24 protein-coding genes are annotated in these 25,661 nt (G+C 59.8%); 14 read left to right on the forward strand and 10 right to left on the reverse strand.

The annotated features are described in order from the left end of the window. Positions 1-369: 369 nt before the first annotated feature. The gene (locus KGA82_RS13225) at positions 370-1,086 is read right to left on the reverse strand and encodes an SIMPL domain-containing protein (protein WP_008037440.1); all 717 of its coding nucleotides are present in this window, start codon (positions 1,084-1,086) and stop codon (positions 370-372) included. A gap of 355 nt (positions 1,087-1,441) precedes the next feature. On the opposite strand from KGA82_RS13225, the gene KGA82_RS13230 reads away from it, so the two are divergent. From KGA82_RS13230 to KGA82_RS13245, 4 genes are all read left to right on the forward strand, one after another. Continuing rightward, positions 1,442-2,704 (forward strand): ATP-binding protein, encoded by a 1,263-nt coding sequence (locus KGA82_RS13230; RefSeq protein WP_008037438.1) that lies wholly within the window; start codon positions 1,442-1,444, stop codon positions 2,702-2,704. Then, on the forward strand, positions 2,697-3,257 hold the full coding sequence (locus tag KGA82_RS13235; protein WP_008026845.1) for a response regulator transcription factor: 561 nt from the start codon (positions 2,697-2,699) through the stop codon (positions 3,255-3,257). Before KGA82_RS13230 ends, KGA82_RS13235 begins: the two co-directional genes overlap by 8 nt. Before the next feature lie 97 nt (positions 3,258-3,354). Continuing rightward, positions 3,355-5,082, forward strand: a complete 1,728-nt coding sequence (locus KGA82_RS13240) for an ABC transporter ATP-binding protein/permease (protein WP_008037437.1) — start codon at positions 3,355-3,357, stop codon at positions 5,080-5,082. A gap of 210 nt (positions 5,083-5,292) precedes the next feature. Continuing rightward, positions 5,293-6,039 carry a FadR/GntR family transcriptional regulator gene (locus KGA82_RS13245; RefSeq protein WP_223450667.1) on the forward strand — a complete coding sequence of 249 codons (747 nt, stop codon included), beginning with the start codon at positions 5,293-5,295 and terminating at the stop codon, positions 6,037-6,039. A gap of 37 nt (positions 6,040-6,076) precedes the next feature. Here the strand turns inward: KGA82_RS13245 and KGA82_RS13250 are convergent, their stop codons facing one another. From KGA82_RS13250 to KGA82_RS13260, 3 genes are all read right to left on the reverse strand, one after another. Beyond that, complete coding sequence (locus tag KGA82_RS13250) at positions 6,077-6,463, reverse strand: hypothetical protein (protein WP_223450669.1); 387 nt, start codon at positions 6,461-6,463, stop codon at positions 6,077-6,079. A gap of 255 nt (positions 6,464-6,718) precedes the next feature. Then, positions 6,719-6,910 carry a hypothetical protein gene (locus KGA82_RS13255; RefSeq protein ID WP_223450671.1) on the reverse strand — a complete coding sequence of 64 codons (192 nt, stop codon included), beginning with the start codon at positions 6,908-6,910 and terminating at the stop codon, positions 6,719-6,721. Between the two features lie 14 nt (positions 6,911-6,924). Next, on the reverse strand, positions 6,925-8,229 hold the full coding sequence (locus KGA82_RS13260) for a phospholipase (RefSeq protein WP_223450673.1): 1,305 nt from the start codon (positions 8,227-8,229) through the stop codon (positions 6,925-6,927). 244 nt (positions 8,230-8,473) lie between these two features. Here KGA82_RS13260 and kdgD point away from each other — a divergent pair, with 244 nt between their 5' ends. The 5 genes from kdgD to KGA82_RS13285 all read left to right on the forward strand — a co-directional run bounded on the left by kdgD (position 8,474) and on the right by KGA82_RS13285 (position 15,087). Further along, complete coding sequence (gene kdgD / locus KGA82_RS13265) at positions 8,474-9,385, forward strand: 5-dehydro-4-deoxyglucarate dehydratase (RefSeq protein ID WP_008026855.1); 912 nt, start codon at positions 8,474-8,476, stop codon at positions 9,383-9,385. 59 nt (positions 9,386-9,444) lie between these two features. After that, positions 9,445-10,890, forward strand: a complete 1,446-nt coding sequence (locus tag KGA82_RS13270; RefSeq protein WP_223450675.1) for an aldehyde dehydrogenase family protein — start codon at positions 9,445-9,447, stop codon at positions 10,888-10,890. A 148-nt stretch (positions 10,891-11,038) separates the two neighbouring features. After that, entirely contained in the window at positions 11,039-12,406 is a 1,368-nt protein-coding gene (locus KGA82_RS13275) for an MFS transporter (protein ID WP_008026859.1), read from the forward strand. Positions 12,407-12,417: 11 nt separating this feature from the next. Next, complete coding sequence (gene garD / locus KGA82_RS13280; protein WP_008037432.1) at positions 12,418-13,971, forward strand: galactarate dehydratase; 1,554 nt, start codon at positions 12,418-12,420, stop codon at positions 13,969-13,971. A 174-nt stretch (positions 13,972-14,145) separates the two neighbouring features. Then, positions 14,146-15,087 (forward strand): AEC family transporter, encoded by a 942-nt coding sequence (locus KGA82_RS13285; protein WP_008026863.1) that lies wholly within the window; start codon positions 14,146-14,148, stop codon positions 15,085-15,087. Positions 15,088-15,195: 108 nt separating this feature from the next. Here KGA82_RS13285 and KGA82_RS13290 read toward each other — a convergent pair whose 3' ends face one another. From KGA82_RS13290 to gatC, 6 genes are all read right to left on the reverse strand, one after another. Then, positions 15,196-15,576 (reverse strand): carboxymuconolactone decarboxylase family protein, encoded by a 381-nt coding sequence (locus KGA82_RS13290; RefSeq protein ID WP_008026864.1) that lies wholly within the window; start codon positions 15,574-15,576, stop codon positions 15,196-15,198. After that, positions 15,573-16,634, reverse strand: a complete 1,062-nt coding sequence (locus tag KGA82_RS13295) for a calcium/sodium antiporter (protein ID WP_008037426.1) — start codon at positions 16,632-16,634, stop codon at positions 15,573-15,575. Before KGA82_RS13295 ends, KGA82_RS13290 begins: the two co-directional genes overlap by 4 nt. A gap of 50 nt (positions 16,635-16,684) precedes the next feature. Continuing rightward, positions 16,685-17,056, reverse strand: coding sequence for a septal ring lytic transglycosylase RlpA family protein (locus KGA82_RS13300; protein ID WP_008037420.1), 372 nt, complete (start codon positions 17,054-17,056; stop codon positions 16,685-16,687). A 149-nt stretch (positions 17,057-17,205) separates the two neighbouring features. After that, the gene (gene gatB / locus KGA82_RS13305) at positions 17,206-18,651 is read right to left on the reverse strand and encodes an Asp-tRNA(Asn)/Glu-tRNA(Gln) amidotransferase subunit GatB (protein ID WP_008026871.1); all 1,446 of its coding nucleotides are present in this window, start codon (positions 18,649-18,651) and stop codon (positions 17,206-17,208) included. 10 nt (positions 18,652-18,661) lie between these two features. Beyond that, positions 18,662-20,113: an Asp-tRNA(Asn)/Glu-tRNA(Gln) amidotransferase subunit GatA gene (gatA, locus tag KGA82_RS13310; RefSeq protein ID WP_008026874.1), complete on the reverse strand. Its 1,452-nt coding sequence runs from the start codon at positions 20,111-20,113 to the stop codon at positions 18,662-18,664. Positions 20,114-20,129: 16 nt separating this feature from the next. After that, complete coding sequence (gene gatC / locus KGA82_RS13315) at positions 20,130-20,417, reverse strand: Asp-tRNA(Asn)/Glu-tRNA(Gln) amidotransferase subunit GatC (RefSeq protein WP_008026876.1); 288 nt, start codon at positions 20,415-20,417, stop codon at positions 20,130-20,132. Between the two features lie 214 nt (positions 20,418-20,631). On the opposite strand from gatC, the gene mreB reads away from it, so the two are divergent. The 5 genes from mreB (at position 20,632) to rng (ending at position 25,606) form a co-directional block, all read left to right on the forward strand. After that, entirely contained in the window at positions 20,632-21,669 is a 1,038-nt protein-coding gene (mreB, locus tag KGA82_RS13320) for a rod shape-determining protein MreB (RefSeq protein WP_002555108.1), read from the forward strand. A gap of 138 nt (positions 21,670-21,807) precedes the next feature. Beyond that, positions 21,808-22,959: a rod shape-determining protein MreC gene (gene mreC / locus KGA82_RS13325; protein WP_223450885.1), complete on the forward strand. Its 1,152-nt coding sequence runs from the start codon at positions 21,808-21,810 to the stop codon at positions 22,957-22,959. Beyond that, positions 22,959-23,450 carry a rod shape-determining protein MreD gene (gene mreD, locus KGA82_RS13330; RefSeq protein WP_008037410.1) on the forward strand — a complete coding sequence of 164 codons (492 nt, stop codon included), beginning with the start codon at positions 22,959-22,961 and terminating at the stop codon, positions 23,448-23,450. Before mreC ends, mreD begins: the two co-directional genes overlap by 1 nt. Before the next feature lie 44 nt (positions 23,451-23,494). After that, on the forward strand, positions 23,495-24,091 hold the full coding sequence (locus tag KGA82_RS13335) for a Maf family protein (protein ID WP_223450678.1): 597 nt from the start codon (positions 23,495-23,497) through the stop codon (positions 24,089-24,091). A 57-nt stretch (positions 24,092-24,148) separates the two neighbouring features. After that, positions 24,149-25,606 carry a ribonuclease G gene (gene rng, locus KGA82_RS13340; RefSeq protein WP_008026884.1) on the forward strand — a complete coding sequence of 486 codons (1,458 nt, stop codon included), beginning with the start codon at positions 24,149-24,151 and terminating at the stop codon, positions 25,604-25,606. The last annotated feature ends 55 nt before the right edge of the window (positions 25,607-25,661 follow it).

Consider the following 25,661-nt stretch of genomic DNA (forward strand, 5'->3'; position numbering starts at 1 on the left):
TGCTGGCGATGGCGGCCTTATGGCCGACCATATTCCTTCAGGTGTACATATCCATTCCTGCGGTAACGGCCACTTACGGTTTCGCCCTTACGGCGACCGATTTCGCGGATGTACCACGCCTTTGTAGGAGCCGGCTTGCTGGCGATGGCGGCCTGTCAGCCGACCTGATTTCGCGGATGTACCTGAACCTTTGTAGGAGCCGGCTTGCTGCGGGCGGCGTTCCGACGATGGCGTCCGAAACAGCGTCGCAAAATCCGGAATTTTTCGCCAGCAAGCCGGCTCCTACAGGATCGGGTGGCGTCGATTTTCCGGGGGCATAAAAAACGGCGATCACTTTGGTGATCGCCGTTTTTTGTAAGGGCTATCGAATCAAGGCATCAATACTTCAATCGACCCATCCGCCGTCATGCTGACCTGGCTGGTGCCGGCTTCAACTTCCGGCGTAACCGGCGCGGCATCCATGCTGGCCGCTTTCATCATCATCGGCCCACGCATGTACGGTTGTGGATAACCGTTGCTGTTCAGGTTCAGGTTGACGATTTTGTAACCCTTGCCGCCCAGCGCGTCGGTGGCCAGTTGTGCTCGGGCTTTGAAGGCGGTCACGGCGTCTTTGAGCAGGGCGTCTTCGCTGGCCTTGCGGGTTGGCGTGGCGATGGCGAAGTCCATGCCGCCCATTTTCAGGTCGGTGAGCAGTTCGCCGGTCAGTTTCGACAGGGCGGCGAAGTCGGAGCTTTCCAGGCGCAGTTCGGCGCGCTCGCGCCAGCCAGTGATTTTCTGGCCCTTGGTGTCGTAGATCGGGTAGCTGTTGCGGCTGCCCTGGCGCAGGGTGATGTCTTTGACTTGCTTGGCCTGGGCCAGCGCCTTGTTCATGGTGGTGCTGACATCGGCCGCGAGTTTGGCCGGGTCGGTGTTTTGTTCTTCGGTGTAGAGGGTCACGATCATCAGGTCGCGGGCAACTTCCTGACTGACTTCGGCGCGCAGGGAAATCTGGTTGTAATGCAGCTCGTCGGCGGCCATGGCCGGGAGGCTGGCGACGGTGCCAACGCTGAGGGCGAGAAGGGCGGCGCTGCGGCGGAAAGTGTGCATGAAAACTCCTTGGACGATGCGCAGGGGTTAGGTCCGAGCCTGCGTGAAACCATCAGACTCTAGCTTTAATGATCCGGTTCGCACAGTTACAACTTCTATACAGATGGTTGACCGCGTCGCGGCCTTCGCGGACAAGTCGGATCGCCGCCCGCTCGCTCCTACAGCTCTGGGTAGTGCGCGGCAACCTTTGGACTTGTAGGAGCGAGCGGGCGGCGATCCGACTTGCCCGCGAAGGCGGCCTTATAGACGCAGCTGACATTCCTGCCATGTGGCCGTTTGCCGCACTTTTGCCTGTCAGCCCCCGTGCTTGGTTATACTCCGTGCGATCTGCCTGGAGCGCTCATCAGGAGAGCTCATGCTCGCCCCCGTTCAAATCACTTCCGCAACTCGTCAGAATCTCTGGCGGCTGACGTTCATCCGCACATTGGTGTTGGCCGCTCAGGCCGGTTCCGTGGGCCTGGCCTACTGGCTCGACTTGCTGCCGCTGCCTTGGTTTCAACTGGCCGCGACCCTCGGTTGCTCCATGTTGCTGTGCGCGTTCACGGCGATTCGGCTGCGCACCTCCTGGCCGGTTACTGAGCTTGAATACGCCGTACAACTGGCCTGCGACCTGTTTATCCACAGCGCCTTGCTGTATTTCTCCGGCGGCTCGACCAACCCCTTCGTCTCTTATTACCTGGTGCCGCTGACCATCGCCGCCGTGACGTTGCCATGGCGTTATTCGGTGATTCTGTCGGGCATCGCCCTGGCGATGTACACCTTGTTGCTGGCGGGTTTCTATCCGCTGCAAACCTTCCCGATTGCCCGGGAAAACCTGCAGGTCTACGGGATGTGGCTGAGCTTCGCCCTGGCTGCTGCGGTGATTACCTTCTTCGCCGCGCGCATGGCCGAAGAGCTGCGCCGGCAGGAGGAGCTACGGGCCATCCGTCGCGAAGAAGGCCTGCGTGATCAGCAATTGCTGGCCGTCGCGACTGAGGCCGCCGGTGCCGCCCATGAGCTGGGCACGCCGCTGGCGACCATGAGCGTGCTGCTTAAGGAAATGCGCCGGGACCATCACGATCCGATGTTGCAGGACGACCTCAGCGTGCTGCAGGATCAGGTCAAACTCTGCAAAGAAACCTTGCAGCAACTGGTGCGCGCCGCCGAGGCCAATCGCCGCTTGGCAGTGGAGATGCAGGACGTCACCGATTGGCTCGATGAAGCGCTGAACCGATGGCACTTGATGCGCCCGGAAGCCAGTTACCGCTTCCAGCGCCTGGGCCAAGGCACCGTGCCACGCATGGCGCCGCCGCCGGACCTGACCCAGGCGCTGCTGAATTTGTTGAACAACGCCGCTGACGCATGCCCTGAAGGGCTGCAAGTGACGCTGGACTGGAATGCCGAGGACTTGACCATCAGCATTCGCGACCACGGCGCCGGTGTGCCGCTGGCCATTGCCGAACAGATCGGCAAACCGTTTTTTACCACCAAGGGCAAAGGTTTCGGCCTGGGCCTGTTTTTGAGCAAGGCCAGCGTGACACGCGCCGGCGGCTCAGTGAAACTCTACAGTCATGAGGAAGGCGGTACGCTCACCGAGCTGCGCCTGCCCCGTGTCGCCCGAGGAGACGAACATGAGTGAAGAGATCCAAGTCGAAGGCGAAGAACTGCCGCATTTGCTGCTGGTAGATGACGACGCCACGTTCACCCGCGTGATGGCGCGCGCCATGGCTCGCCGTGGTTTTCGCGTCAGCACCGCCGGCTCCGCTGAAGAAGGCCTGACCATCGCCCAGGCCGATATCCCGGATTACGCCGCGCTGGACTTGAAAATGGACGGCGATTCAGGCCTGGTGTTGCTGCCAAAACTGCTCGAACTCGACCCGGAAATGCGCGTGGTGATCCTCACCGGTTACTCGAGCATTGCCACCGCTGTCGAAGCGATCAAGCGCGGTGCCTGCAACTACCTGTGCAAACCGGCGGATGCCGATGATGTCCTTGCTGCGCTGCTCTCCGAGCACGCTGACCTCGACTCCCTGGTGCCGGAAAACCCGATGTCGGTGGACCGTTTGCAGTGGGAACACATCCAGCGCGTGTTGACCGAACACGAAGGCAACATCTCCGCCACTGCCCGCGCCTTGGGCATGCACCGCCGTACGCTGCAGCGCAAACTGCAAAAGCGTCCCGTTCGTCGCTGAACCTGCGCTGAACAAATGCCGGCCGCGCCTCGCGACAAACCGAGCCGATCATCTATGATCGGTTCGTGCGTGTTCTTTTCTTTATCGAGCCTTTTCCATGAATCAGAACGCTGAATATTCCGCGGTCAACGATGCCGTGCGCGGGCAGTTTTTTCGCAAAGTCTGGGCGATGATCACGCCTTATTGGCAAAGCGAAGAGAAGGTCAAGGCCTGGACACTACTGATCGCGGTGATCGCGTTGTCGTTGATCAGCGTGGGGCTCTCGGTGTGGTTCAACACCTGGTACAAGGACTTCTACAACGCTCTGCAGAAGAAGGACGAAGCCGCGTTCTGGCAGCTGATTCTGTATTTCTGCGGGATTGCGGCGGTGGCGATCATCGGTGCCGTTTACCGGCTCTATCTGACGCAGATGCTGACCATTCGCTGGCGTGCCTGGCTCACGGAAAAGCATTTCGCCCGCTGGCTCGGCAACAAGAATTACTACCAGCTGGAGCAGGGCGGTTACACCGATAACCCGGACCAGCGGATTTCCGAAGACCTCAACAACTTCACCTCCAATACCCTGGAGCTGGGCATCGGTTTGCTGCGCAACATTGTCAGCCTGGTGTCGTTCTCGATCATTCTGTGGGGCGTGTCGGGCAGTATCGAAGTGTTCGGTTTCACCATCCCCGGCTACATGTTCTGGTGTGTGCTGGTGTATGCCGTGATCGGTAGCTGGCTGACGCATCTGATTGGTCGTCGCCTGATCGGCCTGAACAACCAACAACAACGCTTTGAAGCCGACCTGCGTTTCTCCATGGTACGGGTTCGCGAAAATGCCGAGACCATTGCGCTGTACAACGGCGAACCCAATGAAAATCGTCGCTTGAGCCACCGCTTCGGGCTGGTCTGGCACAACTTCTGGGACATCATGAAGGTGTCCAAGCGTCTGACGTTCTTTACTGCGGGTTACCAACAGGCCGCCATCATCTTTCCGTTCATGGTCGCCGCACCACGTTATTTCGCTGGCAAGATCGAACTCGGTGATCTGATGCAAATCAGTTCGGCGTTCGGCAATGTGCAGGAGAGTTTCAGCTGGTTTATCAGTGCTTACCAGAACCTCGCCTCATGGCGTGCCACTTGTGATCGTCTGCTGAGTTTCCGTCAGGCCATGACCGACAACGAAGAGCGCGCGCCGGCCATCGACGTACAGAATCAGGGTAATGGGTTGAAGATTCACAACCTGGGCCTCGATCTGGCGGACGGTCGGCATTTGCTGACCAATGCCGACATGACCGTGGAGGAGGGCGAGCGCGTGATGCTCAGCGGCCGTTCCGGCAGCGGCAAGTCCACGTTGTTGCGGGCGATGGGGCATTTGTGGCCAACAGGCCATGGCAGCATTCGTCTGCCGGCGGCGCGCTATTTGTTCCTGCCGCAAAAGCCTTATCTGCCGATTGGCACGCTGCGCGAGGTGTTGAGTTATCCACAGCCTGGCGAAACCTATCCGCAGGAACGCTACGTTCATGTGCTGGAAACCTGTCGTTTGCCGCACCTGGTTTCGCGCCTGGATGAAGCGAATCACTGGCAACGCATGCTTTCGCCGGGCGAACAGCAACGTCTGGCCTTTGCCCGTGCGCTGCTTTATGCGCCGCAATGGCTGTACATGGACGAAGCGACTTCGGCGATGGATGAAGAGGATGAAGCTTCGCTGTATCAGGCGTTGATCGATGAGATTCCGGGGCTCAGCATCGTCAGCGTCGGGCATCGCAGCAGCCTGAAACGCTTCCATCCACGGCATGTGCGCATCGACAACGGCCACCTGGTGGACCAGACCGTAACCGCATAATCACCACAATCCCTGTAGGAGCGAGCGGTGCGGCGATCCGACTTGCCCGCGAAGGCCGTTACGCGGTTTGTAATCAAGACCGCGTCATCGTTCTTCGCGGGCAAGTCGGATCGCCGCACCGCTCGCTCCTACAAAGGGGGGATGGTGATCGTACAACCGCGTTGAGCTATGATGCGGTTTCAGCCGAATTTTTCGAGACAGACGTTCACCATGGAAAACCCGATCGACGCACCACGCCTCCCTCGCAAGCGCCGCAGCCTCGCACAGGAATTGGTGACGGTGCTGTCCGAGCAGATCCGCGATGGTCACCTCAAGCGCGGCGACAAATTGCCCACCGAGTCGGCGATCATGGATGCCCATGGCGTCAGCCGCACCGTGGTGCGCGAGGCGATTTCCCGTTTGCAGGCGGCCGGGCAGGTGGAAACCCGCCACGGCATCGGCACCTTCGTGCTCGATACACCGAGCCCGAGCGGCTTCCGTATCGACCCGGCGACGGTGGTGACGCTGCGTGATGTGCTGGCGATTCTGGAGCTGCGTATCAGCCTCGAAGTGGAATCCGCGGGGCTTGCTGCGCAACGCCGCAGCCCTGAACAGTTGGCGTTGATGCGCGCCGCCCTGGACGCCTTGAACGAAAGCGCGGCCCACGCCAGCGATGCCGTGGCCTCGGACTTCCAGTTCCACCTGCAAATCGCGCTGTCGACCGGCAACCGCTACTTCACCGACATCATGACCCACCTGGGCACCAGCATCATTCCGCGTACGCGCCTCAACTCTGCACGCCTGGCCCATGACGACCAGCAGCACTACATGAGTCGCCTGAGCCGTGAGCACGAAGAGATTTACGATGCGATCGCACGCCAGGATTCCGATGCGGCGCGGGCGGCGATGCGCTTGCATCTGACGAACAGCCGCGAGCGGCTGCGTCATGCGCATGAAGAGGCGCAGGCGCAGCGCTGACATCCCCGTGTTGATGAGATAATTTGTTTTGTTCCCCTTAACGTTCTACGCTAAGTTCCAAGTAGTACGACTCTTTTTCAATTTCCCCGAACTTTACTGTGTAAAGAAGTTCCGCATTACCTTTGTTGGAAATTATGTTGAATACATCGGCGACTGCAAATTTTTTAATGTTGACATTGTCATCTCTAATATTGATTCCGCCGTACCATGAATCGGTTGAACCGTTGTCATTGATGACGTTTATGTAGACCATCGCGAATTGTCCCGGGACTTGGCCATTATATTGAATGCCTACTTCTAAATACTCACCAATATCTGCCAGTTTGAGGGTGTTTCCAGAAAATTGAGGGGTGGTTGGCGCCGCTAGCTCCGGAGATCCAGATGGTTTAAAAGGGGTAGATGTTTTCTTTGCAGTATCGTCCATGTCCATCTCCATTTAATAACAGGTAATCGCGAATACTTATCCGCAACACCAGTTCATCAGAGGGGTTTCATCTCGGCTACTGTCAGAAATTACAGTTTCGACGAGCGGTCAGGGTTTATTCGTTCAGTCAGCTGCTCCTTGGGAAATGCCATCGCGAGCAGGCTCGCTCCCACAGTGGGTCATTGGCGCCACGAATATCGTGTTTACCGAAGACCCCTTGCGGGAGCGAGCCTGGTCGCGATGGGGCCATTAGCTTCAGCCAGTCTTCAGAATCGAACGATCCACCCGCACAGCCAGCTCAGTCGCAGCAGATTTAACATCGAACGTCACACTTCCATGTTTATCCACAACGCCCCGAGCAATCGGCACACCCTTTGCCAACAATTCCAACGGCGCCCTCTCCAGCGATTGCCCCGAAGCCAATTCCAGTTTCAGTTTGATAGTCATCATCGATCTCCTTGTCAGGCCACGTTGCCAGTCGGGTTGTAGTCCTTGAGCAGCAGGTAAGTGCTCCAGCCCCACCAATCATCGACGGTGGCGGTGTCATTCAGGTTATTGACGTCCTTGCGCCGCAGCACCTTGTTGCCCTCGACCTTGAACAGCGGCGAGAAATTGCCCGTCGGGTTCAGTACAGCTTGCAGATCAGGCAGTTTTTTCAATGCCGCGAAACTGCCGGGCGACGGGGCGATGCCGCTGAGGTACGTCGCGAAAATTTCATCCGCCGACACCTGGACCGCTAGATTGACCTGGGCGCGATTGGCGCTGTCGATTGCATCGAAGTAGCGCTTGTCGCCATAAGCGTGCCATTGAACGCCGTCACCATTGCGCACATTGAGGCCGAACTTGCTGTCTTCGTCGTGCATGAAGCGGGTAATCAACGAGCCCAGGTCACTCGGCGTGACCACCGCTGCCAACTGTTTGCGCGGCACCCGCAGGTGGCCGGCGGAAAACAGGTCAGTCAGGTAGTGATCAGCAAAAGCGTTCATCGCGTAAGCCAGTTCCAGCGACGCGTCATCGCCACTGTTGTGGGCGACCACCGCTTGTTGCAATGCCGCCGTATGCCCGGCGATGTAGGCCAGCAGTGCCCACTCGGCGAAGTGGTCTGCGTTGTTGGCGGCCAGTTTCAGGTAGCGGCCCAATGGATACAGGGCCGAGACGAAACTGCCGCCGCCGGTGATCTTGTTCCACTCTTCCGACAACGTATCACCCAATGCGTCATACGCCTCGTGGGGCTGTTTGCCGTCCTTTATCGCCTGTTTAACCGCGGCGATTTCCTTCTGCATGACGCCGAGGATCAGCTTCGCTTCGGCATTTGACGCCGGCAGCACCGCCAGGGAATTGAAGGCCTCGTTAAAGCGCTGGATCCGGTCGGCGGCGGTTGCGCCTTCGCTGACCGGTTTGTCCGGGATTCCATAGAAATCACCGCCCAGTGCAACAACCTGCCCATACGTCAGGGCCAGGCCGTTAGGCAAATGCAACTCGACCTGCGAGGCCGTTATCGCCGGTGCATCCTTGACGAAACGCAGCAGCGTGTTGTCGCCGATGGCGGTGTGTTCACCACCTTCGAACCTCAGCTGTGGCTTGCCTTTCAAGGCGTTGCCGGATGCAGGGGCGGATGGCTGATGGGTGTCGGTCCGGTGCTCGTCGAGGCGCAGGACCAGATGGTCATTGCCCGTAATGGCGATGCCGTTTTCGGTGAACAGATCATCCAGCCCGGCAATGACCTGTTTTGGTTTTTCCTGAGTTTTTGTGTGTAGACCTGACATTTCTATCTCCTTGATATGTCGTCGGTATGTCTCAAACAACTGTATGTATGTACAGTTGTTCAGAGCATAGAGGAGATCTTTCCTACGTCAAGAAAATACTTTTCCGACGCATAAATTTTGGGTGCGGCGATGAAATGCAGTTGACGGTTGTTTTTTAAGTTGTACGATGACCTACAACTTCGGCGCAGGCTGAACGGTTTTCTCACACACACAAACAAACGTTGCTACCCAGGGTGTTCGAATAATGAATCCACAAGAACTGAAGTCCATCCTCTCTTCCGGTCTGTTGTCTTTCCCGGTTACCGATTTCAATGCTCAGGGCGACTTCAATCGCGCGGGCTACATCAAGCGTCTCGAATGGCTGGCCCCATACGGCGCCTCGGCTCTGTTCGCCGCAGGCGGCACCGGTGAGTTCTTCTCCCTGGCGGCCAGCGAATATTCGGAAATCATCAAGACTGCCGTCGACACCTGCGAAACCAGCGTGCCGATTCTGGCCGGCGTTGGCGGTTCGACCCGTCAAGCCATCGAATACGCACAGGAAGCCGAGCGTCTGGGCGCCAAAGGCCTGTTGCTGCTGCCGCACTACCTGACCGAAGCCAGCCAGGACGGCGTTGCCGCCCACGTTGAAGCCGTGTGCAAATCGGTGAAGATCGGCGTGGTGGTTTACAACCGTAACGTCTGCCGCCTGACCGCGCCGCTGCTGGAACGCCTGGCCGAGCGCTGCCCGAACCTGATCGGCTACAAGGATGGCCTGGGCGATATCGAGTTGATGGTGTCGATCCGTCGTCGCCTCGGCGATCGCTTCAGCTACCTGGGTGGTTTGCCGACTGCCGAAGTCTACGCCGCTGCCTACAAGGCCTTGGGCGTACCGGTTTACTCCTCGGCGGTGTTCAACTTCATCCCGAAAACCGCGATGGATTTCTACCACGCCATCGCTCGCGAAGATCACGCCACCGTCGGCAAGATCATCGACGACTTCTTCCTGCCGTACCTGGACATCCGTAACCGCAAATCCGGTTATGCGGTGAGCATCGTCAAGGCGGGTGCGAAAATTGCCGGCTATGACGCAGGTCCTGTGCGTGCGCCGCTGACCGATCTGACCGGCGAAGAGTACGAAATGCTCGCCGCGCTGATCGACAAGCAAGGTGCGCAGTAACACACCCGATTAAACAAGGCCGCTGAGCAATCAGCGGCCTTTTGCGTGAGGAGATTGTTGTGGCTGATACAAAGCGTTTCGATAACTACATCAACGGTGAATGGGTTGCCGGCAGTGAATACTGCGCCAACATCAACCCGTCCGAACTGACCGACACCATCGGTGAATACGCCAAGGCTGATCTGGCCCAGGTCCACGCCGCCATCGACGCCGCTCGTGCTGCGTTCCCGGCCTGGTCGACCTCGGGCATTCAAGCCCGCCACGACTCGCTGGATAAAGTCGGTACTGAAATCCTCGCTCGCCGCGAAGAACTCGGCACCTTGCTGGCTCGGGAAGAGGGCAAGACCCTGCCTGAAGCCATCGGCGAAGTGACCCGCGCCGGTAACATCTTCAAGTTCTTCGCCGGTGAAACCCTGCGTCTGTCCGGCGACTACTTGCCGTCGGTACGTCCGGGCGTCAACGTCGAAGTCACTCGCGAAGCCTTGGGCGTGGTTGGCCTGATCACCCCGTGGAACTTCCCGATTGCCATCCCTGCGTGGAAAATCGCCCCGGCCCTGGCCTACGGCAACTGCGTCGTGCTGAAACCGGCGGATCTGGTGCCGGGTTGCGCCTGGGCGCTGGCTGAAATCATCTCCCGCGCAGGCTTCCCGGCCGGCGTGTTCAACCTGGTGATGGGCAGCGGTCGCGTGGTTGGCGATGCAATGGTTCAGAGCCGGAAAGTCGATGGCATCAGCTTCACCGGTTCCGTCGGTGTCGGTCGTCAGATCGCCGTCAGCTGCGTGTCGCGCCAGGCCAAGGTTCAGCTGGAAATGGGTGGCAAGAACCCGCAGATCATCCTCGACGACGCCGACCTCAAGCAAGCGGTCGAACTGTCGGTACAGAGCGCGTTCTACTCCACCGGCCAGCGTTGCACCGCTTCCAGCCGCTTCATCGTCACTGCCGGCATCCACGACAAGTTCGTCGAAGCGATGGCCGAGCGCATGAAGCCGATCAAGGTCGGCCACGCGCTGAAAACCGGCACCGACATTGGACCGGTGGTCTCGCAAGCTCAGCTTGAACAGGACATGAAGTACATCGACATCGGTCAGTCCGAAGGTGCACGTCTGGTCAGCGGCGGCGGTCTGGTGACCTGCGACACCGAAGGCTACTACCTCGCGCCTACGCTGTTTGCCGACAGCGAAGCGGCGATGCGCATCAGTCGCGAAGAGATCTTCGGCCCGGTGGCCAACATCGTTCGCGTGGCGGATTACGACGCTGCACTGGCCATGGCCAACGACACCGAATTTGGTCTGTCGGCGGGCATCGCCACCACGTCGCTGAAGTACGCCAACCACTTCAAACGCCACTCCCAGGCCGGGATGGTGATGGTCAACCTGCCGACGGCGGGCGTGGATTACCACGTTCCATTCGGTGGGCGTAAAGGTTCATCCTATGGTTCCCGCGAGCAAGGTCGCTACGCGCAAGAGTTCTACACGGTTGTGAAGACCTCCTACATCGGTTCCTGATTCACGCAATACCTGTAGGAGCCGGCTTGCTGGCGATCGCATCACCACGGTGTAAATGACACACCGAGGTGCCTGCATCGCCAGCAAGCCGGCTCCTACAGAACATCGTTATTACCCGCATAAAAATAATCAGTGGGAGTACATCTACATGCAAGCGACCAAGCCGACCCACGTCCGCTATTTGATTTTGCTCATGCTTTTTCTGGTGACCACGATCAACTACGCCGACCGGGCAACCATCGCAATCGCGGGCTCCAGCCTGCAAAAAGACCTCGGCATCGACGCGGTCACCCTCGGTTACATCTTTTCCGCATTCGGTTGGGCCTACGTGGCCGGGCAAATTCCCGGTGGCTGGCTGCTGGACCGTTTCGGCTCGAAAAAAATCTACGCGCTGAGCATTTTCACCTGGTCATTGTTCACCGTGCTGCAGGGCTATGTCGGCGAGTTCGGCATGTCCACGGCAGTGGTTGCGCTGTTCATGCTGCGCTTCCTGGTGGGCCTGGCCGAAGCGCCATCCTTCCCTGGTAACGCACGCATCGTGGCCGCCTGGTTCCCGACCGCTGAACGCGGCACCGCCTCGGCGATCTTCAACTCGGCGCAATACTTTGCCACCGTGTTGTTCGCGCCGCTGATGGGCTGGATCGTCTACAGCTTCGGCTGGCAGCACGTGTTCATCGTGATGGGCGTGATCGGCATCATCTTCTCGGGCATCTGGCTGAAGGTGATCTACAGCCCACGCCAGCACCCGATGATCAACGACGCTGAGTTCAAACACATCGCCGACAACGGCGGCATGGTCGATATGGACCAGGACAAAGGCAAAGGCAAAAAAAGCGACGGTCCGAAGTGGGACTACATCCGCCAGTTGCTGACCAACCGCATGATGCTCGGCGTGTACCTGGGCCAATACTGCATCAACGGCATCACCTACTTCTTCCTGACCTGGTTCCCGGTGTACCTGGTGCAAGAACGCGGCATGACCATCCTCAAGGCTGGTTTCATCGCTTCGTTGCCGGCGATCTGCGGTTTCATCGGTGGTGTGCTCGGCGGGGTGATTTCCGACTACCTGCTGCGCAAGGGCCATTCCCTGACCTTTGCTCGCAAGGCGCCGATCATCGCGGGCTTGCTGGTTTCCAGCAGCATCGTGGCTTGCAACTATGTCGATGTTGAATGGATGGTCGTGGGCTTCATGGCCTTGGCTTTCTTCGGCAAAGGCGTGGGTGCGCTGGGTTGGGCAGTCGTGTCCGATACCTCGCCGAAACAGATTGCCGGTCTCAGCGGGGGCCTGTTCAACACCTTCGGCAACATCGCGTCGATTACCACGCCGATCGTCATCGGCTACATCATCAGCTCCACCGGTTCGTTCAAGTGGGCACTGGTGTTTGTCGGTTGCAACGCACTGGTTGCAGTGTTCAGCTACCTGGTGATCGTTGGCCCGATCAAACGTGTGGTGCTCAAAGAGCCACCGGTCAGCGGCCCTGAAACAAACAACAAATTGTCACAAGCGCATTCCTGAGGAGCGGCGTCATGCAGTTGATTGAACATTCCGACTCGCCGCGCTACATCCGCCTGCACGAGCGAGACAACGTCGTGATCGTGGTCAACGATCAGGGCGTGCCGGCGGGCACCGAGTTTCCCGATGGCCTGGTCACCGTGGACTTCGTGCCGCAGAGCCACAAGGTCACCCTCGAGGACATTCCCGAGGGCGGTCAGGTGATTCGTTACGGCCAGACCATTGGCTACGCGTTGCAGCCGATTCCGCGCGGCAGTTGGGTCAAGGAAGATCAACTGCGCATGCCCACCGCGCCACCGCTGGACAGCTTGCCGCTGTCCACCGAGGTGCCGGCGGCGCAGGCACCGCTGGAAGGCTTTACGTTCGAGGGTTATCGCAACGCCGACGGCACCGTCGGCACGCGCAACATTCTCGGGATTACCACCACGGTGCAGTGTGTCACCGGCGTTCTGGATCATGCGGTCAAGCGCATCAAGGACGAGTTGCTGCCCAAGTACCCGAACGTCGATGACGTGGTCGCGTTGACTCACAGCTACGGCTGCGGCGTGGCAATCACCGCGACGGATGCGTACATCCCGATCCGCACCGTGCGTAACCTGGCGCGCAATCCGAACCTGGGCGGCGAAGCGCTGGTGATCAGCCTGGGCTGCGAGAAATTGCAGGCCGGGCAGGTGATGCACGAGAACGACAGCTCGGTGGATTTGAGCGATCCGTGGCTGTATCGCTTGCAGGATTCGAGTCACGGTTTCACCGAAATGATCGAGCAGATCATGGCCCTGGCCGAGACTCGATTGAAGAAGCTCGATCAACGTCGCCGGGAAACCGTGCCGGCGTCCGAACTGATTCTCGGCATGCAGTGTGGTGGCAGCGATGCGTTCTCCGGCATCACCGCCAACCCGGCGCTGGGTTACGCCTCTGACCTGTTGCTGCGCGCCGGTGCGACGGTGATGTTTTCCGAAGTCACCGAAGTGCGCGACGCGATTTACCTGCTGACGTCCCGCGCCGAAACCGAGGAGGTCGCTCAGGAACTGGTGCGGGAAATGGACTGGTACGACCGTTACCTGGCCAAGGGCGAAGCGGATCGCAGCGCCAACACCACGCCGGGCAACAAGAAGGGCGGGTTGTCGAACATTGTCGAGAAATCCCTTGGGTCGATCGTCAAATCCGGCAGCAGCGCGATCAACGGCGTGCTGGGTCCTGGCGAGCGCTTCAAGCGCAAAGGCCTGATTTTCTGCGCGACCCCGGCCAGCGATTTTGTCTGCGGGACGTTGCAACTGGCGGCCGGGATGAACCTGCACGTGTTCACCACCGGGCGTGGCACGCCGTATGGCCTGGCGATGGCGCCGGTGGTGAAGGTGTCGACCCGGACCGAACTGGCGCAGCGCTGGCCGGACCTGATCGACATCGATGCCGGGCGGATTGCGACCGGACGCGCGTCGATCGAGGATCTCGGCTGGGAGTTGTTTCACTACTACCTGGATGTGGCCAGCGGGAAGAAACAGACGTGGTCGGAGCGGCACAAGCTGCATAACGACATTACCCTGTTCAACCCTGCACCGATCACGTAAGACCGCGTCATCGTTCTTCGCGGGCAAGTCGGGTCGCCGCACCGCTCGCTCCTACAGAAGATCACCGAACCTGTAGGAGCGAGGCTTGCCCGCGAAGGCTTTCTACCAGACGCCAACGCCCTGGGTGGCTTATCATTAGCCCCCTAACGACGCCCACCCAAGGTGACCCCCGGCATGCTGGCTATCTTCCTCGAAACCCTGAACATCACCGCGCCGGTGTTTGCCATGCTGTTTCTGGGCGTGCTGCTCAAGCGCATCAACTGGATCAACGACAATTTCATCCACACTGCGTCGGCTCTGGTGTTCAACGTCACCATGCCGGCGTTGCTGTTTCTGGGCATCCTGCATGCCGACTTGCACGCCGCGCTGCAACCGTCGCTGCTGATCTATTTTTCGATTGCCACGCTGGTCAGCTTCGCCATCGCCTGGGGCTGGGCGATCTGGAAGTGCCCGCGTGAAGACCGCGGGATTTACACCCAGGGTGCGTTTCGCGGCAACAACGGCGTTATCGGCCTCGCGCTGGCAGCGAGCATGTACGGCGATTACGGAATTTCCCTTGGCGCGATTCTCGCGGCACTGGTGATCCTGTTTTACAACACGCTGTCGACCATTGTGCTGGCGGTGTACAGCCCGGTGATCAAGTCCGACCCGTGGAGTATCTGCAAAAGCGTGATGAACAACCCGCTGATCATCAGCGTGTTTGCGGCGGCGCCGTTTGCGTATTTCAATATTGCCTTGCCGGGCTGGCTGGAGAAGTCCGGGCAGTACCTGGCGCAAACCACGTTGCCCTTGGCGTTGATCTGCATCGGCGGCACGCTGTCGCTGGCGGCGATGCGCAAAAGCGGCAACATGGCACTCAGCTCCAGCCTGGTGAAGATGATCGGCCTGCCGGTGCTGGCGACGCTGGGCGCATGGCTCTGGGGTTTTCGCGGGGCGGAGTTGGGGATTCTGTTCCTGTACTTCGGCAGCCCGACCGCGGCGGCCAGTTTTGTCATGGCGCGTCAGGCCGATGGCAATCATGAACTGGCGGCGGCGATTATTGTGATCACCACGCTGATGGCGGCGGTGACCACCAATATCGGGATCTTTTTGTTGCAGTGGGGTGGGTGGATCTAGCTTCAGATTCTCTGTGCGCTTTAGATCCATTCGCGGGCGAGCCTCGCTCCTACAGAAGGTCATCGAACGTGTAGGAGCGAGGCTTGCCCGCGAAAGCGGCGGACCTGCTTACTCCGGCTTCTGATAGCTATCGATCACTTCCTGCGCCGCCCGAAACGCATCGATCGCCGCCGGCACACCGGCATACACCGCGCAATGCAGCAGAGCCTCGCGAATCTCTTCCACGGTGCAACCGTTGTTCAGCGCGCCGCGCACGTGGCCTTTCAATTCCTGTGGGCACTTCAACGCGGTCAGCGCGGCGAGGGTGATCAGGCTGCGGGTTTTCAGCGGCAAACCTTCGCGGCTCCACACACTGCCCCAGGCGTGTTCATTGACGAAATCCTGCAACGGCTGGGTGAACTCGGTGGCATTGCCCAATGCGCGATCGACGAACGCGTCGCCCATCACTTGGCGGCGGACTTCAACGCCGGTTTTTTTATTGTCGGTCATGGCAATTCCTTCTTGTGGTGTTGGCGACGCCAGGCGCGCAGCGACGTGAACAGCAAAAACGCCAACAGCGCCGGCAGGACGAAAAACAGCATCAGGTGTTCAAGCTTGCCGGCCAGCGGCATGCCGGTGGTGAACGACACCACGTGCAGGCCGTAAGCCAGGTACAAACCCAAAAACAGCAGACCTTCGGCGCGGGTCACCCGGTAGCCGGAATAGAACACCGGCAGGCACAGCGCCGCGACGCCGAGCATCACCGGCAAGTCGAAATCCAGCGCGTTGGGCGAGACCGACAGCGGCGACGGCGCGATCAGTGCGGTAACGCCCAGCACGCCCAACAGGTTGAACAGGTTGCTGCCGATCACGTTGCCTACGGCGATGTCGCGCTGGCCACGCAATGCCGCGATCAACGAGGTCGCCAGTTCCGGCAACGAAGTGCTGACGGCGACGATGGTCAGGCCGATGATCCGTTCCGACAGCCCCAGGTCCGTGGCGACCGACACCGCGGCGCCCAGCAGCAAATGCCCGGCGTAGATCAGCATCGCCAGGCCCGCGACGATCATCAGCAGGCTGCTGAACCACGGAACTTCAGGGCCTTCATGCGGGCTCGTTTGTGGGCGCGCCGAATGCCGCGACTGGCGCAGCAGCAGGCCCAGATACACCATCAGCGCCGCCAATAGCAGGACGCCGTCGACCCGGGTCAGTTCTTCATTCCATGCCAGGACGAACACCAGCAGGCTGGCGCCGATCATCAATGGAATATCCAGGCGCACCAGTTGTCGCGAGACCCGCAGCGGGATGATCAGCGCCGAAAGCCCGAGGGTGACGAGGATGTTGAAGATGCTGCTGCCGATCACGCTGCCGACGGCGATGTCGGCGTTCTGCGCCAGCGTGGCTTGCAGGCTGACGGCCATCTGCGGTGCGCTGCTGCCGAGGGCGACGATGGTCAGGCCGATGATCAACGGTCGAACGTGCAGTCGCGCGGCCACGCGCACGGCGGCGCGCACCATCAGTTCGGCACCGGCGATCAGTAGAACCAGGCCGCTGAGCAGTTCAATCACGCTGAGCAGGGGTAAGTCGGCAAGTCCGAAAATGGTCGGGGCTCCGTGAGTCAGTCGAGGGCTTGCACGCGAACCCGTGCGGTGCCGCTTTTGATCATGCCCAGTTGCTCGGCGGCTTCGTGAGACAAGTCGATCAGGCGCCCGCGAGTGTGCGGCCCGCGATCATTGATGCGGACTACACAGGATTTGTCGTTTTTCAGATTGGTGACCTTCACCCGCGTACCAAAGGGTAGTTGGCGGTGGGCAGCGGTCATGGAATTTTTGTCGAAACGTTCACCGCTGGCGGTACGTTTGCCCTGGTGTTTGGCGCCGTAGTAGGACGCCACGCCTGTCTGGTCGTAACCGTGAGGATCGACGACATCGGTGCTGGCGCAACCGGCCAGTAAAGACAACAGGGCGCAGGCCCCCAGTAGACGTTTCATAAACGGTTTCCCAAAAACAAATGTGGGAGCGGGCTTGCTCGCGAAGGGGTCATTACATCCAACATAAATGCTGAATGTCACACCGCTTTCGCGAGCAAGCCCGCTCCCACAGGGGGTAGAGCCAGGCTTGAATACTGGCTCCATGCTCATCAGCCTTCGAGCTTGCTTTTCAGCAGTTCGTTGACCTGTTGCGGGTTGGCCTTGCCTTTGGAGGCTTTCATGGCCTGGCCGACGAAGAAGCCGAACATCTTGCCACGTTTGGCTTCGTCTGCCGCGCGGTATTGTTCGACTTGCTCGGCGTTGGCCGCGAGCATTTCGTCCAGCACCGCCGAGATCGCGCCGGTATCGGTCACTTGCTTCAAGCCGCGCTTGTCGATGATCTCGTCTGCGCTGCCTTCGCCATTGGCCATCGCTTCAAACACCACTTTGGCGATCTTGCCGGAGATGGTGTTGTCCTTGATGCGCAGCAGCATGCCGCCCAGTTGCTCGGCCGAAACCGGCGACTGATCGATGTCCAGGCCTTGTTTGTTCAACAGGCTGCCCAGTTCAACCATGACCCAGTTGGCCGCCAGTTTGGCGTCGCCGCCAATGCTCGCGACTTTCTCGAAGTAATCGGCTTGCTCGCGGCTGGTGGCCAGGACGCTGGCGTCGTAGACCGACAGACCGAACTGCTCCTGGAAGCGCTCGCGTTTCTGCGGTGGCAATTCCGGCAGGGTGGCGCGCACGTCGTCGAGGAACGAGTTCTCGATGACCACCGGCAGCAGGTCCGGATCGGGGAAGTAACGGTAGTCGTTGGCTTCCTCTTTGCTGCGCATCGGACGGGTTTCGTCCTTGTTCGGGTCGTACAGGCGAGTCTGCTGGATCACCTTGCCGCCGTCTTCGATCAGTTCGATCTGACGCTGCACTTCGGTGTTGATCGCCTTCTCGATGAAGCGGAACGAGTTGACGTTCTTGATCTCGCAACGCGTGCCGAACTCAGCCTGGCCTTTCGGACGGATCGACACGTTGCAGTCGCAACGCAGCGAACCTTCGGCCATGTTGCCGTCGCAGATGCCCAGGTAGCGCACCAGCGCGTGGACAGCCTTGACGTAAGCCACGGCTTCCTTGGCGCTGCGCATGTCCGGCTCGGAAACGATTTCCAGCAGCGGCGTGCCGGCGCGGTTCAGGTCGATGCCGGTGGCACCGTTGAACTCTTCGTGCAGGCTTTTACCGGCGTCTTCTTCCAGGTGCGCGCGGGTGATGCCAACGCGTTTGACCGTACCGTCTTCAAGGGCGATGTCCAGGTGGCCCTTGCCGACAATCGGCAATTCCATCTGGCTGATCTGGTAGCCCTTGGGCAGGTCCGGGTAGAAATAGTTTTTACGGGCGAACACGTTGTGCTGGCCGATCTCGGCATCGATAGCGAGGCCGAACATCACGGCCATGCGCACCGCTTCCTGGTTCAGCACTGGCAAGACGCCAGGCATGCCGAGGTCAACCAGGCTGGCCTGGGTGTTCGGCTCGGAACCGAAAGTGGTGGAGCTACCGGAAAAGATTTTCGACCGGGTGGTGAGCTGGGTATGAATCTCCAGCCCGATCACGACTTCCCATTGCATGTGTTTCTCCTCAGAAGCCGGTTGGGGTGCGGGTGTGCCAGTCAGTGTTCAACTGATACTGATGGGCAACGTTCAACAGGCGACCTTCCTGGAAATACGGGGCGAGCAGTTGCACGCCGACCGGCAGGCCATCGACGAAACCGGCGGGCATGGACAAGCCCGGCAGGCCGGCGAGGTTGGCGGTGATGGTGTAGACGTCTTCCAGATAGGCAGCGACCGGGTCGCTGCTCTTGGCGCCAAGCTTCCAGGCCGGGTTCGGCGTGGTTGGGCCGAGGATGATGTCGACTTCATTGAAAGCCGCCATGAAGTCGTTCTTCACCAAACGACGAATCTTCTGCGCCTTCAGGTAGTAGGCGTCGTAGTAGCCGGCCGACAGCGCGTAGGCGCCGACCATGATCCGGCGCTGCACTTCTGCACCGAAACCTTCGCCACGGGAACGCTTGTACAGGTCTTCCAGGTTTTTCGGGTCTTCGCAGCGATAGCCGAAACGCACGCCGTCGAAACGCGACAGGTTGGAAGACGCTTCTGCCGGGGCGATCACGTAGTACGCAGGAATCGCGTGCTGCATGTTCGGCAGGCTGATTTCCTTGATCACGGCACCGAGCTTTTCCAGCTCCTTGATGCTGTTCTGGATCAACTCGGCGATACGCGGGTCGAGACCGGCGCTGAAGTATTCCTTCGGCACACCGATGCGCAGGCCTTTCAACGAGTCGTTGAGGCTGGCGCTGTAATCCGGCACGGGCTCGTCGATGCTGGTGGAGTCATTGCTGTCGAAACCGGCCATGCCTTGCAGCAGGATCGCGCAGTCTTCGGCAGTGCGCGCCAACGGGCCGCCCTGATCGAGGCTGGACGCGTAAGCGATCATGCCCCAGCGCGAAACGCGACCGTAGGTCGGTTTCAGGCCGGTGAGGTTGGTGAACGCGGCCGGCTGGCGGATCGAGCCGCCGGTGTCGGTGGCGGTCGCGGCTGGCAACAGACGAGCGGCAACGGCCGCCGCCGAACCACCGGACGAACCGCCCGGCACGTGTTCCAGGTTCCACGGGTTTTTCACCGCGCCGTAGTAGCTCGACTCGTTGGCCGAACCCATGGCGAATTCGTCCATGTTGGTCTTGCCCAGGGTCACCGCGCCGGCGGCTGCCAGTTTGGCGACGACGGTGGCGTCGTACGGTGCCTTGAAGTTGTCGAGCATCTTCGAGCCGCAGCTGGTGCGCACGCCCTGGGTGCAGAACAGGTCTTTATGGGCGATCGGCGCGCCGAGCAGGGCGCCGCTCTCACCATTGGCACGGCGTGCGTCAGCGGCTTTCGCCTGCTGGAGCGCCAGGTCTTCGGTGAGGCTGATGAAACTGTTGAGCTGTGGATCGAGCTGGGCGATGCGCGCCAGCAGGACTTTGGTCAGCTCTTCGGAAGAAAACTTTTTATCGGCGAGTCCGCGGGCGATCTCGGCCAGAGTCAATTGATGCATTGCAGGCTCTTTCCCTTTAGTCGATGACTTTCGGAACCAGGTACAGGCCGTTTTCGACCGCTGGTGCGATGGACTGATAGGCCTCGCGATGATTGGTCTCGGTCACGACGTCTGCACGCAGGCGCTGGCTGGCTTCCAGTGGGTGGGCGAGCGGCTCGATACCGTCGGTATTGACCGCCTGCATTTCGTCGACCAGTCCCAGAATGCTGTTCAGGGCCGAAGTGATGTGTGGAAGATCGGCATCATTGAGGCCCAGACAGGCCAGATGAGCGATTTTTTCCACGTCGGAGCGTTCAAGCGTCATGGGATTCTCCAGTGGAAGGAAAACAGAACGGATGCTATCCGTGTGTTAGATTGTCGGAACACTACCGCATTTCTACGGTCATAAGGCCGCGATTGTGGGGGTTGGTGCACAGAAAAGCGGCCAATTTAACATATTGGCGCCTTGCCCAAAATCCCTGTCGTTGTTAGAGTTTGCCGCACTTTTTTACCCACGCGTTGCCTAGGGTCCCTTTCCCATGTTCAAGAAACTGCGTGGCATGTTTTCCAGCGATCTTTCCATTGACCTGGGCACTGCCAACACCCTTATTTACGTGCGCGAGCGCGGAATCGTCCTGAATGAGCCATCGGTTGTGGCTATTCGGACACACGGTAACCAGAAAAGTGTCGTTGCTGTCGGCACCGAGGCCAAGCGCATGCTCGGCCGTACGCCGGGCAACATTGCCGCCATTCGTCCGATGAAGGATGGCGTCATTGCCGACTTCAGCGTCTGCGAAAAGATGCTGCAATACTTTATCAACAAGGTTCACGAAAACAGCTTCCTGCAGCCTAGCCCTCGTGTGCTGATCTGCGTTCCGTGCAAATCCACTCAGGTTGAGCGTCGTGCCATCCGTGAATCGGCCCTTGGTGCCGGCGCACGTGAAGTGTTCCTGATCGAAGAGCCGATGGCGGCTGCGATCGGTGCCGGCCTGCCGGTTGAAGAAGCACGCGGTTCGATGGTGGTCGATATCGGTGGTGGTACCACTGAAATCGCACTGATCTCCCTGAACGGTGTGGTTTACGCCGAATCCGTACGGGTTGGCGGCGACCGCTTCGACGAAGCGATCATCACCTACGTGCGCCGCAACTACGGCAGCCTGATCGGCGAATCCACCGCCGAGCGCATCAAACAGGAAATCGGTACTGCCTACCCGGGCGGCGAAGTTCGCGAAGTCGACGTTCGCGGCCGTAACCTGGCCGAAGGCGTTCCACGCGCATTCACCCTGAACTCCAATGAAGTGCTGGAAGCTCTGCAAGAGTCCCTGGCCACTATCGTTCAGGCTGTTAAAAGCGCACTGGAGCAGTCGCCTCCGGAGCTGGCTTCCGACATCGCCGAGCGTGGCCTGGTACTGACCGGTGGTGGCGCCTTGCTGCGTGACCTCGACAAGTTGCTGGCCCAGGAAACCGGTCTGCCGGTGATCGTTGCCGAAGACCCGCTGACCTGCGTTGCTCGCGGCGGTGGCCGCGCATTGGAAATGATGGATAAACACACCATGGATCTGCTGTCGAGCGAGTGATCGCCCGATGCAACTATGCTGTTGAGCGCGCAGGCGGCACTTTGCAGTGCTGCCTGTTTGCGTTTACCTTCTGTCAGTCTGTATCCAGGCCGGTCTGCCGTATGAATAAAGAAAACATTTGCCTGGGAGGAGCGGCTTATTAAACCGCTTTTCACCAAAGGGCCTTCACTGGGCGTGCGCTTGTTGGTGCTGGTCGTGCTATCGGTCGCGCTGATGGTGGTCGATGCCCGCTTCACACTGCTCAAGCCAGTGCGTAGCCAGATGTCGCTGGTGCTGATGCAGTCTTACTGGATCACCGACCTGCCGCAGCGGCTATGGCAAGGTGTGGCCAGCCAGTTTGGCAGCCGTACCGAACTGGTCGCCGAAAACGAAAAACTCAAGACCGAAAACCTGCTGCTGCAGGGTCGCATGCAAAAGCTTGCCGCCCTCACCGAGCAGAACGTTCGGCTGCGCGAGTTGCTCAATTCCTCCGCGCTGGTCAACGAGAAGGTCGAAGTGGCCGAGTTGATCGGCATGGACCCCAACCCCTTCACCCATCGCATCATCATCAATAAAGGTGAGCGCGACGGTGTGGTCCTCGGTCAGCCGGTGCTCGATGCCCGTGGCCTGATGGGCCAGGTAGTCGAGTTGATGCCGTACACCTCCCGTGTGCTGTTGCTCACCGACACCACCCACAGCATCCCGGTGCAAGTGAACCGTAACGGACTGCGAGCGATTGCCAGCGGCACCGGCAACCCGGAGCGTCTGGAACTGCGTCACGTGGCCGACACGGCGGATATCAAGGAAGGCGACTTGCTGGTCAGCTCCGGTCTCGGCCAGCGATTCCCGGCGGGTTACCCGGTGGCGACGGTCAAGGAAGTGATTCACGATTCCGGCCAGCCATTTGCCATTGTCCGCGCCGTGCCGACCGCTGCCTTGAACCGTAGCCGTTACCTGTTGCTGGTGTTCAGCGATACGCGTACACCGGAAGAGCGTGCAAACGACGCCGCTCAGGCCCAGGAAAACCTCGATGCGCAAGGCGGCGGGCCAATCATTCCCGCCACCGTGCCGAAACCTGCTGCGGTGATTGCACCTGCTGCTGCCGCCGCCGTTCCAGCGACTTCACCTGCTGTGACCCCGGCCAAGCCTGCTGCCACAACCCCGGTCAAACCCGCTGCCGCACACCCTGCCGCCGCCAAGCCGCCCGCGACTGCACCCGCCGCCAAACCACCGGCGACACAACCCGCTGTCGTGAAGCCCGCTGCCAAACCGCCTGTCTCTGCACCGGCTACCACTGGGGGAAGAGAATAATGGTCGGTGCTACCGCCTCCCGAAACGGCTGGATGATCTGGCTGACGTTCGCCATCGGCATGTTGCTCAGCGTTTCGCCGCTGCCGCAATTCATGGAAATCCTTCGCCCGCTATGGCTCGCCTTGCTGCTGGCGTTCTGGGCGTTGGCCCTGCCGCAGAAAGTCGGCATGGTCACCGCGTGGTGCCTGGGCCTGGCCGAAGATGTGCTTTACGGCACGCTGCTGGGCCAGAACGCGTTGATCCTGACGCTCATCACGTTCCTGGTGCTGTCGCTGCAACAGCGGCTGCGGATGTTCCCGATGTGGCAACAGAGCCTGGTGATCCTGGTGATCTTCGGCCTCGCGCAGCTTGTTCAGCTGTGGCTCAGCGCCCTGACCGGCAATCGTCAGCCAACGCTGGCGCTGGTCTTGCCGGCACTGGTCAGCGCGTTGCTCTGGCCGTGGATCAGCTTCGGTTTGCGCGGTCTGCGTCGACGTTACAAAATTAACTGATTCGGTCAGGCATTTGCCCACACCATGACAAGGGAGATGTCTTGATGAAACAGCTATTCCTCGCCTCAGGCTCGCCGCGTCGGCGTGAGCTGCTTACGCAGATCGGCGTGCCGTTCTCCGCCATCAGCGCGGACATCGATGAAACCCCTTTGAACCATGAATCGCCGTCGGCCTATGTCGAGCGCCTTGCGCGCGGCAAGGCTGAAGCCGGGCGTAGCGCAGTCGTGTCCGACGCAGCATTCTGCGTGCTGGGCGCTGATACCGCCGTAGTGCTCAACGGCAAAATTCTCGGCAAACCGGTGGACGAAGCCGACGCGTGCGCCATGCTTATGATGTTGGCAGGACAAGAACATGAAGTGCTGACCGCCATTGCCTTGCTTGACGGTGAGCGTTGCGAGTCTCGTGTTGTGCGCAGCCTGGTGCGTTTTCGCCCCATTGATCTCAATGAAGCGGCAGCCTACTGGGCCAGCGGCGAACCGCGGGACAAGGCGGGTGGCTATGGCATTCAAGGACTGGGCGCGGTGTTTGTCGCCGGGCTCAATGGCAGCTACTCGGCGGTGGTCGGGCTGCCGCTGTGCGAAACCGCTGAGCTGCTTGGCCATTTCGGCATACCCTGTTGGCAAACCCTTAACGCGCGCTGAGCGTCGTACTGACAAGATGCGGCCATTATCGTGAACATGCCTGAACGAGACCCTGCCATGAGTGAAGAGATCCTGATCAACATCACGCCGATGGAATCGCGCGTGGCGGTGGTTGAAAACGGTGTCCTGCAAGAGGTCCACGTCGAACGCACGCAAAAACGCGGTATCGTCGGCAACATCTATAAAGGCAAAGTTGTGCGGGTGTTGCCGGGCATGCAGGCGGCGTTCGTCGACATCGGTCTGGACCGCGCTGCGTTCATTCATGCCTCGGAAATTTCCCTGCGCGAAGGCCCTGCGGTCGAAAGCATCAGCTCCCTGGTCCATGAAGGCCAAAGCCTGGTCGTGCAAGTCACCAAGGACCCGATCGGTTCCAAAGGCGCACGCCTGACCACACAACTATCAATACCTTCGCGTTATCTGGTGTACATGCCGCGTACCGCGCATGTCGGCATTTCCCTGAAGATCGAAGACGAAGCCGAGCGCGAGCGCCTCAAGCAAGTGGTCACCGATTGCGTGGCCACGGAAGGTATCAAGGAAGCCGGTGGTTTCATCCTGCGTACCGCCGCCGAAGGCGCCGGGGCCGATGAGATCCTCATGGACATCCGCTACCTGCGCCGGCTCTGGGATCAGATCAACGAGCAGATCAAAACCATCAGCGCGCCGAGCGTGATCTACGAAGACCTTGGCCTGGCATTGCGCACCTTGCGCGACCTGGTCAGCCCGAAGATCGAGAAGATCCGCATCGACTCCCGGGAAACCTTCCAGAAAACCACGCAGTTCGTGGCCGAACTGATGCCGGAAATCGCTGATCGCCTGGAGCATTATCCGGGCGAGCGGCCGATCTTCGACCTGTACGGCGTCGAAGACGAAATCCAGAAAGCCCTCGAACGCAAAGTCCCGCTGAAGTCCGGCGGTTACCTGGTGGTGGACCCGGCGGAAGCCATGAGCACCATCGACGTCAATACCGGGGCGTTCGTCGGTCATCGCAACCTTGAAGAAACCATCTTCAAGACCAACCTCGAAGCCGCGACCGCCATTGCTCGCCAGCTGCGCCTGCGCAACCTGGGCGGGATCATCATCATCGACTTCATCGACATGGAAGACGAAGAGCATCAGCGTCAGGTGCTGCGTACGCTGGAGAAACAACTGGAGCGCGACCACGCCAAGACCAACATTATCGGCATCACCGAGTTGGGCCTGGTGCAGATGACCCGCAAGCGCACCCGCGAAAGTCTCGAACAAGTACTGTGCGAGCCGTGCAACAGTTGCCAGGGGCGCGGCAAGCTCAAGACACCGGAAACGGTCTGCTACGAAATTTTCCGCGAAATCCTCCGTGAGGCTCGCGCCTATCAAGCGGAAGGCTATCGTGTATTGGCGAACCAGAAAGTCGTCGACCGCTTGCTCGATGAAGAGTCGGGCAACGTCGCCGAGCTGGAAGGATTTATCGGACGCACCATTCGGTTCCAGGTGGAAACCATGTATTCCCAGGAACAATACGACGTGGTGCTGCTCTGAATCGCTGTGTTTCAACCCGACTAGAACAGCTGGCCTCAGCTTTTTGCAGTAATTT

The sequence above is a fragment of the Pseudomonas sp. BF-RE-22 genome (assembly GCF_019956155.1).
GTDB classification, from domain to species: domain Bacteria; phylum Pseudomonadota; class Gammaproteobacteria; order Pseudomonadales; family Pseudomonadaceae; genus Aquipseudomonas; species Aquipseudomonas migulae.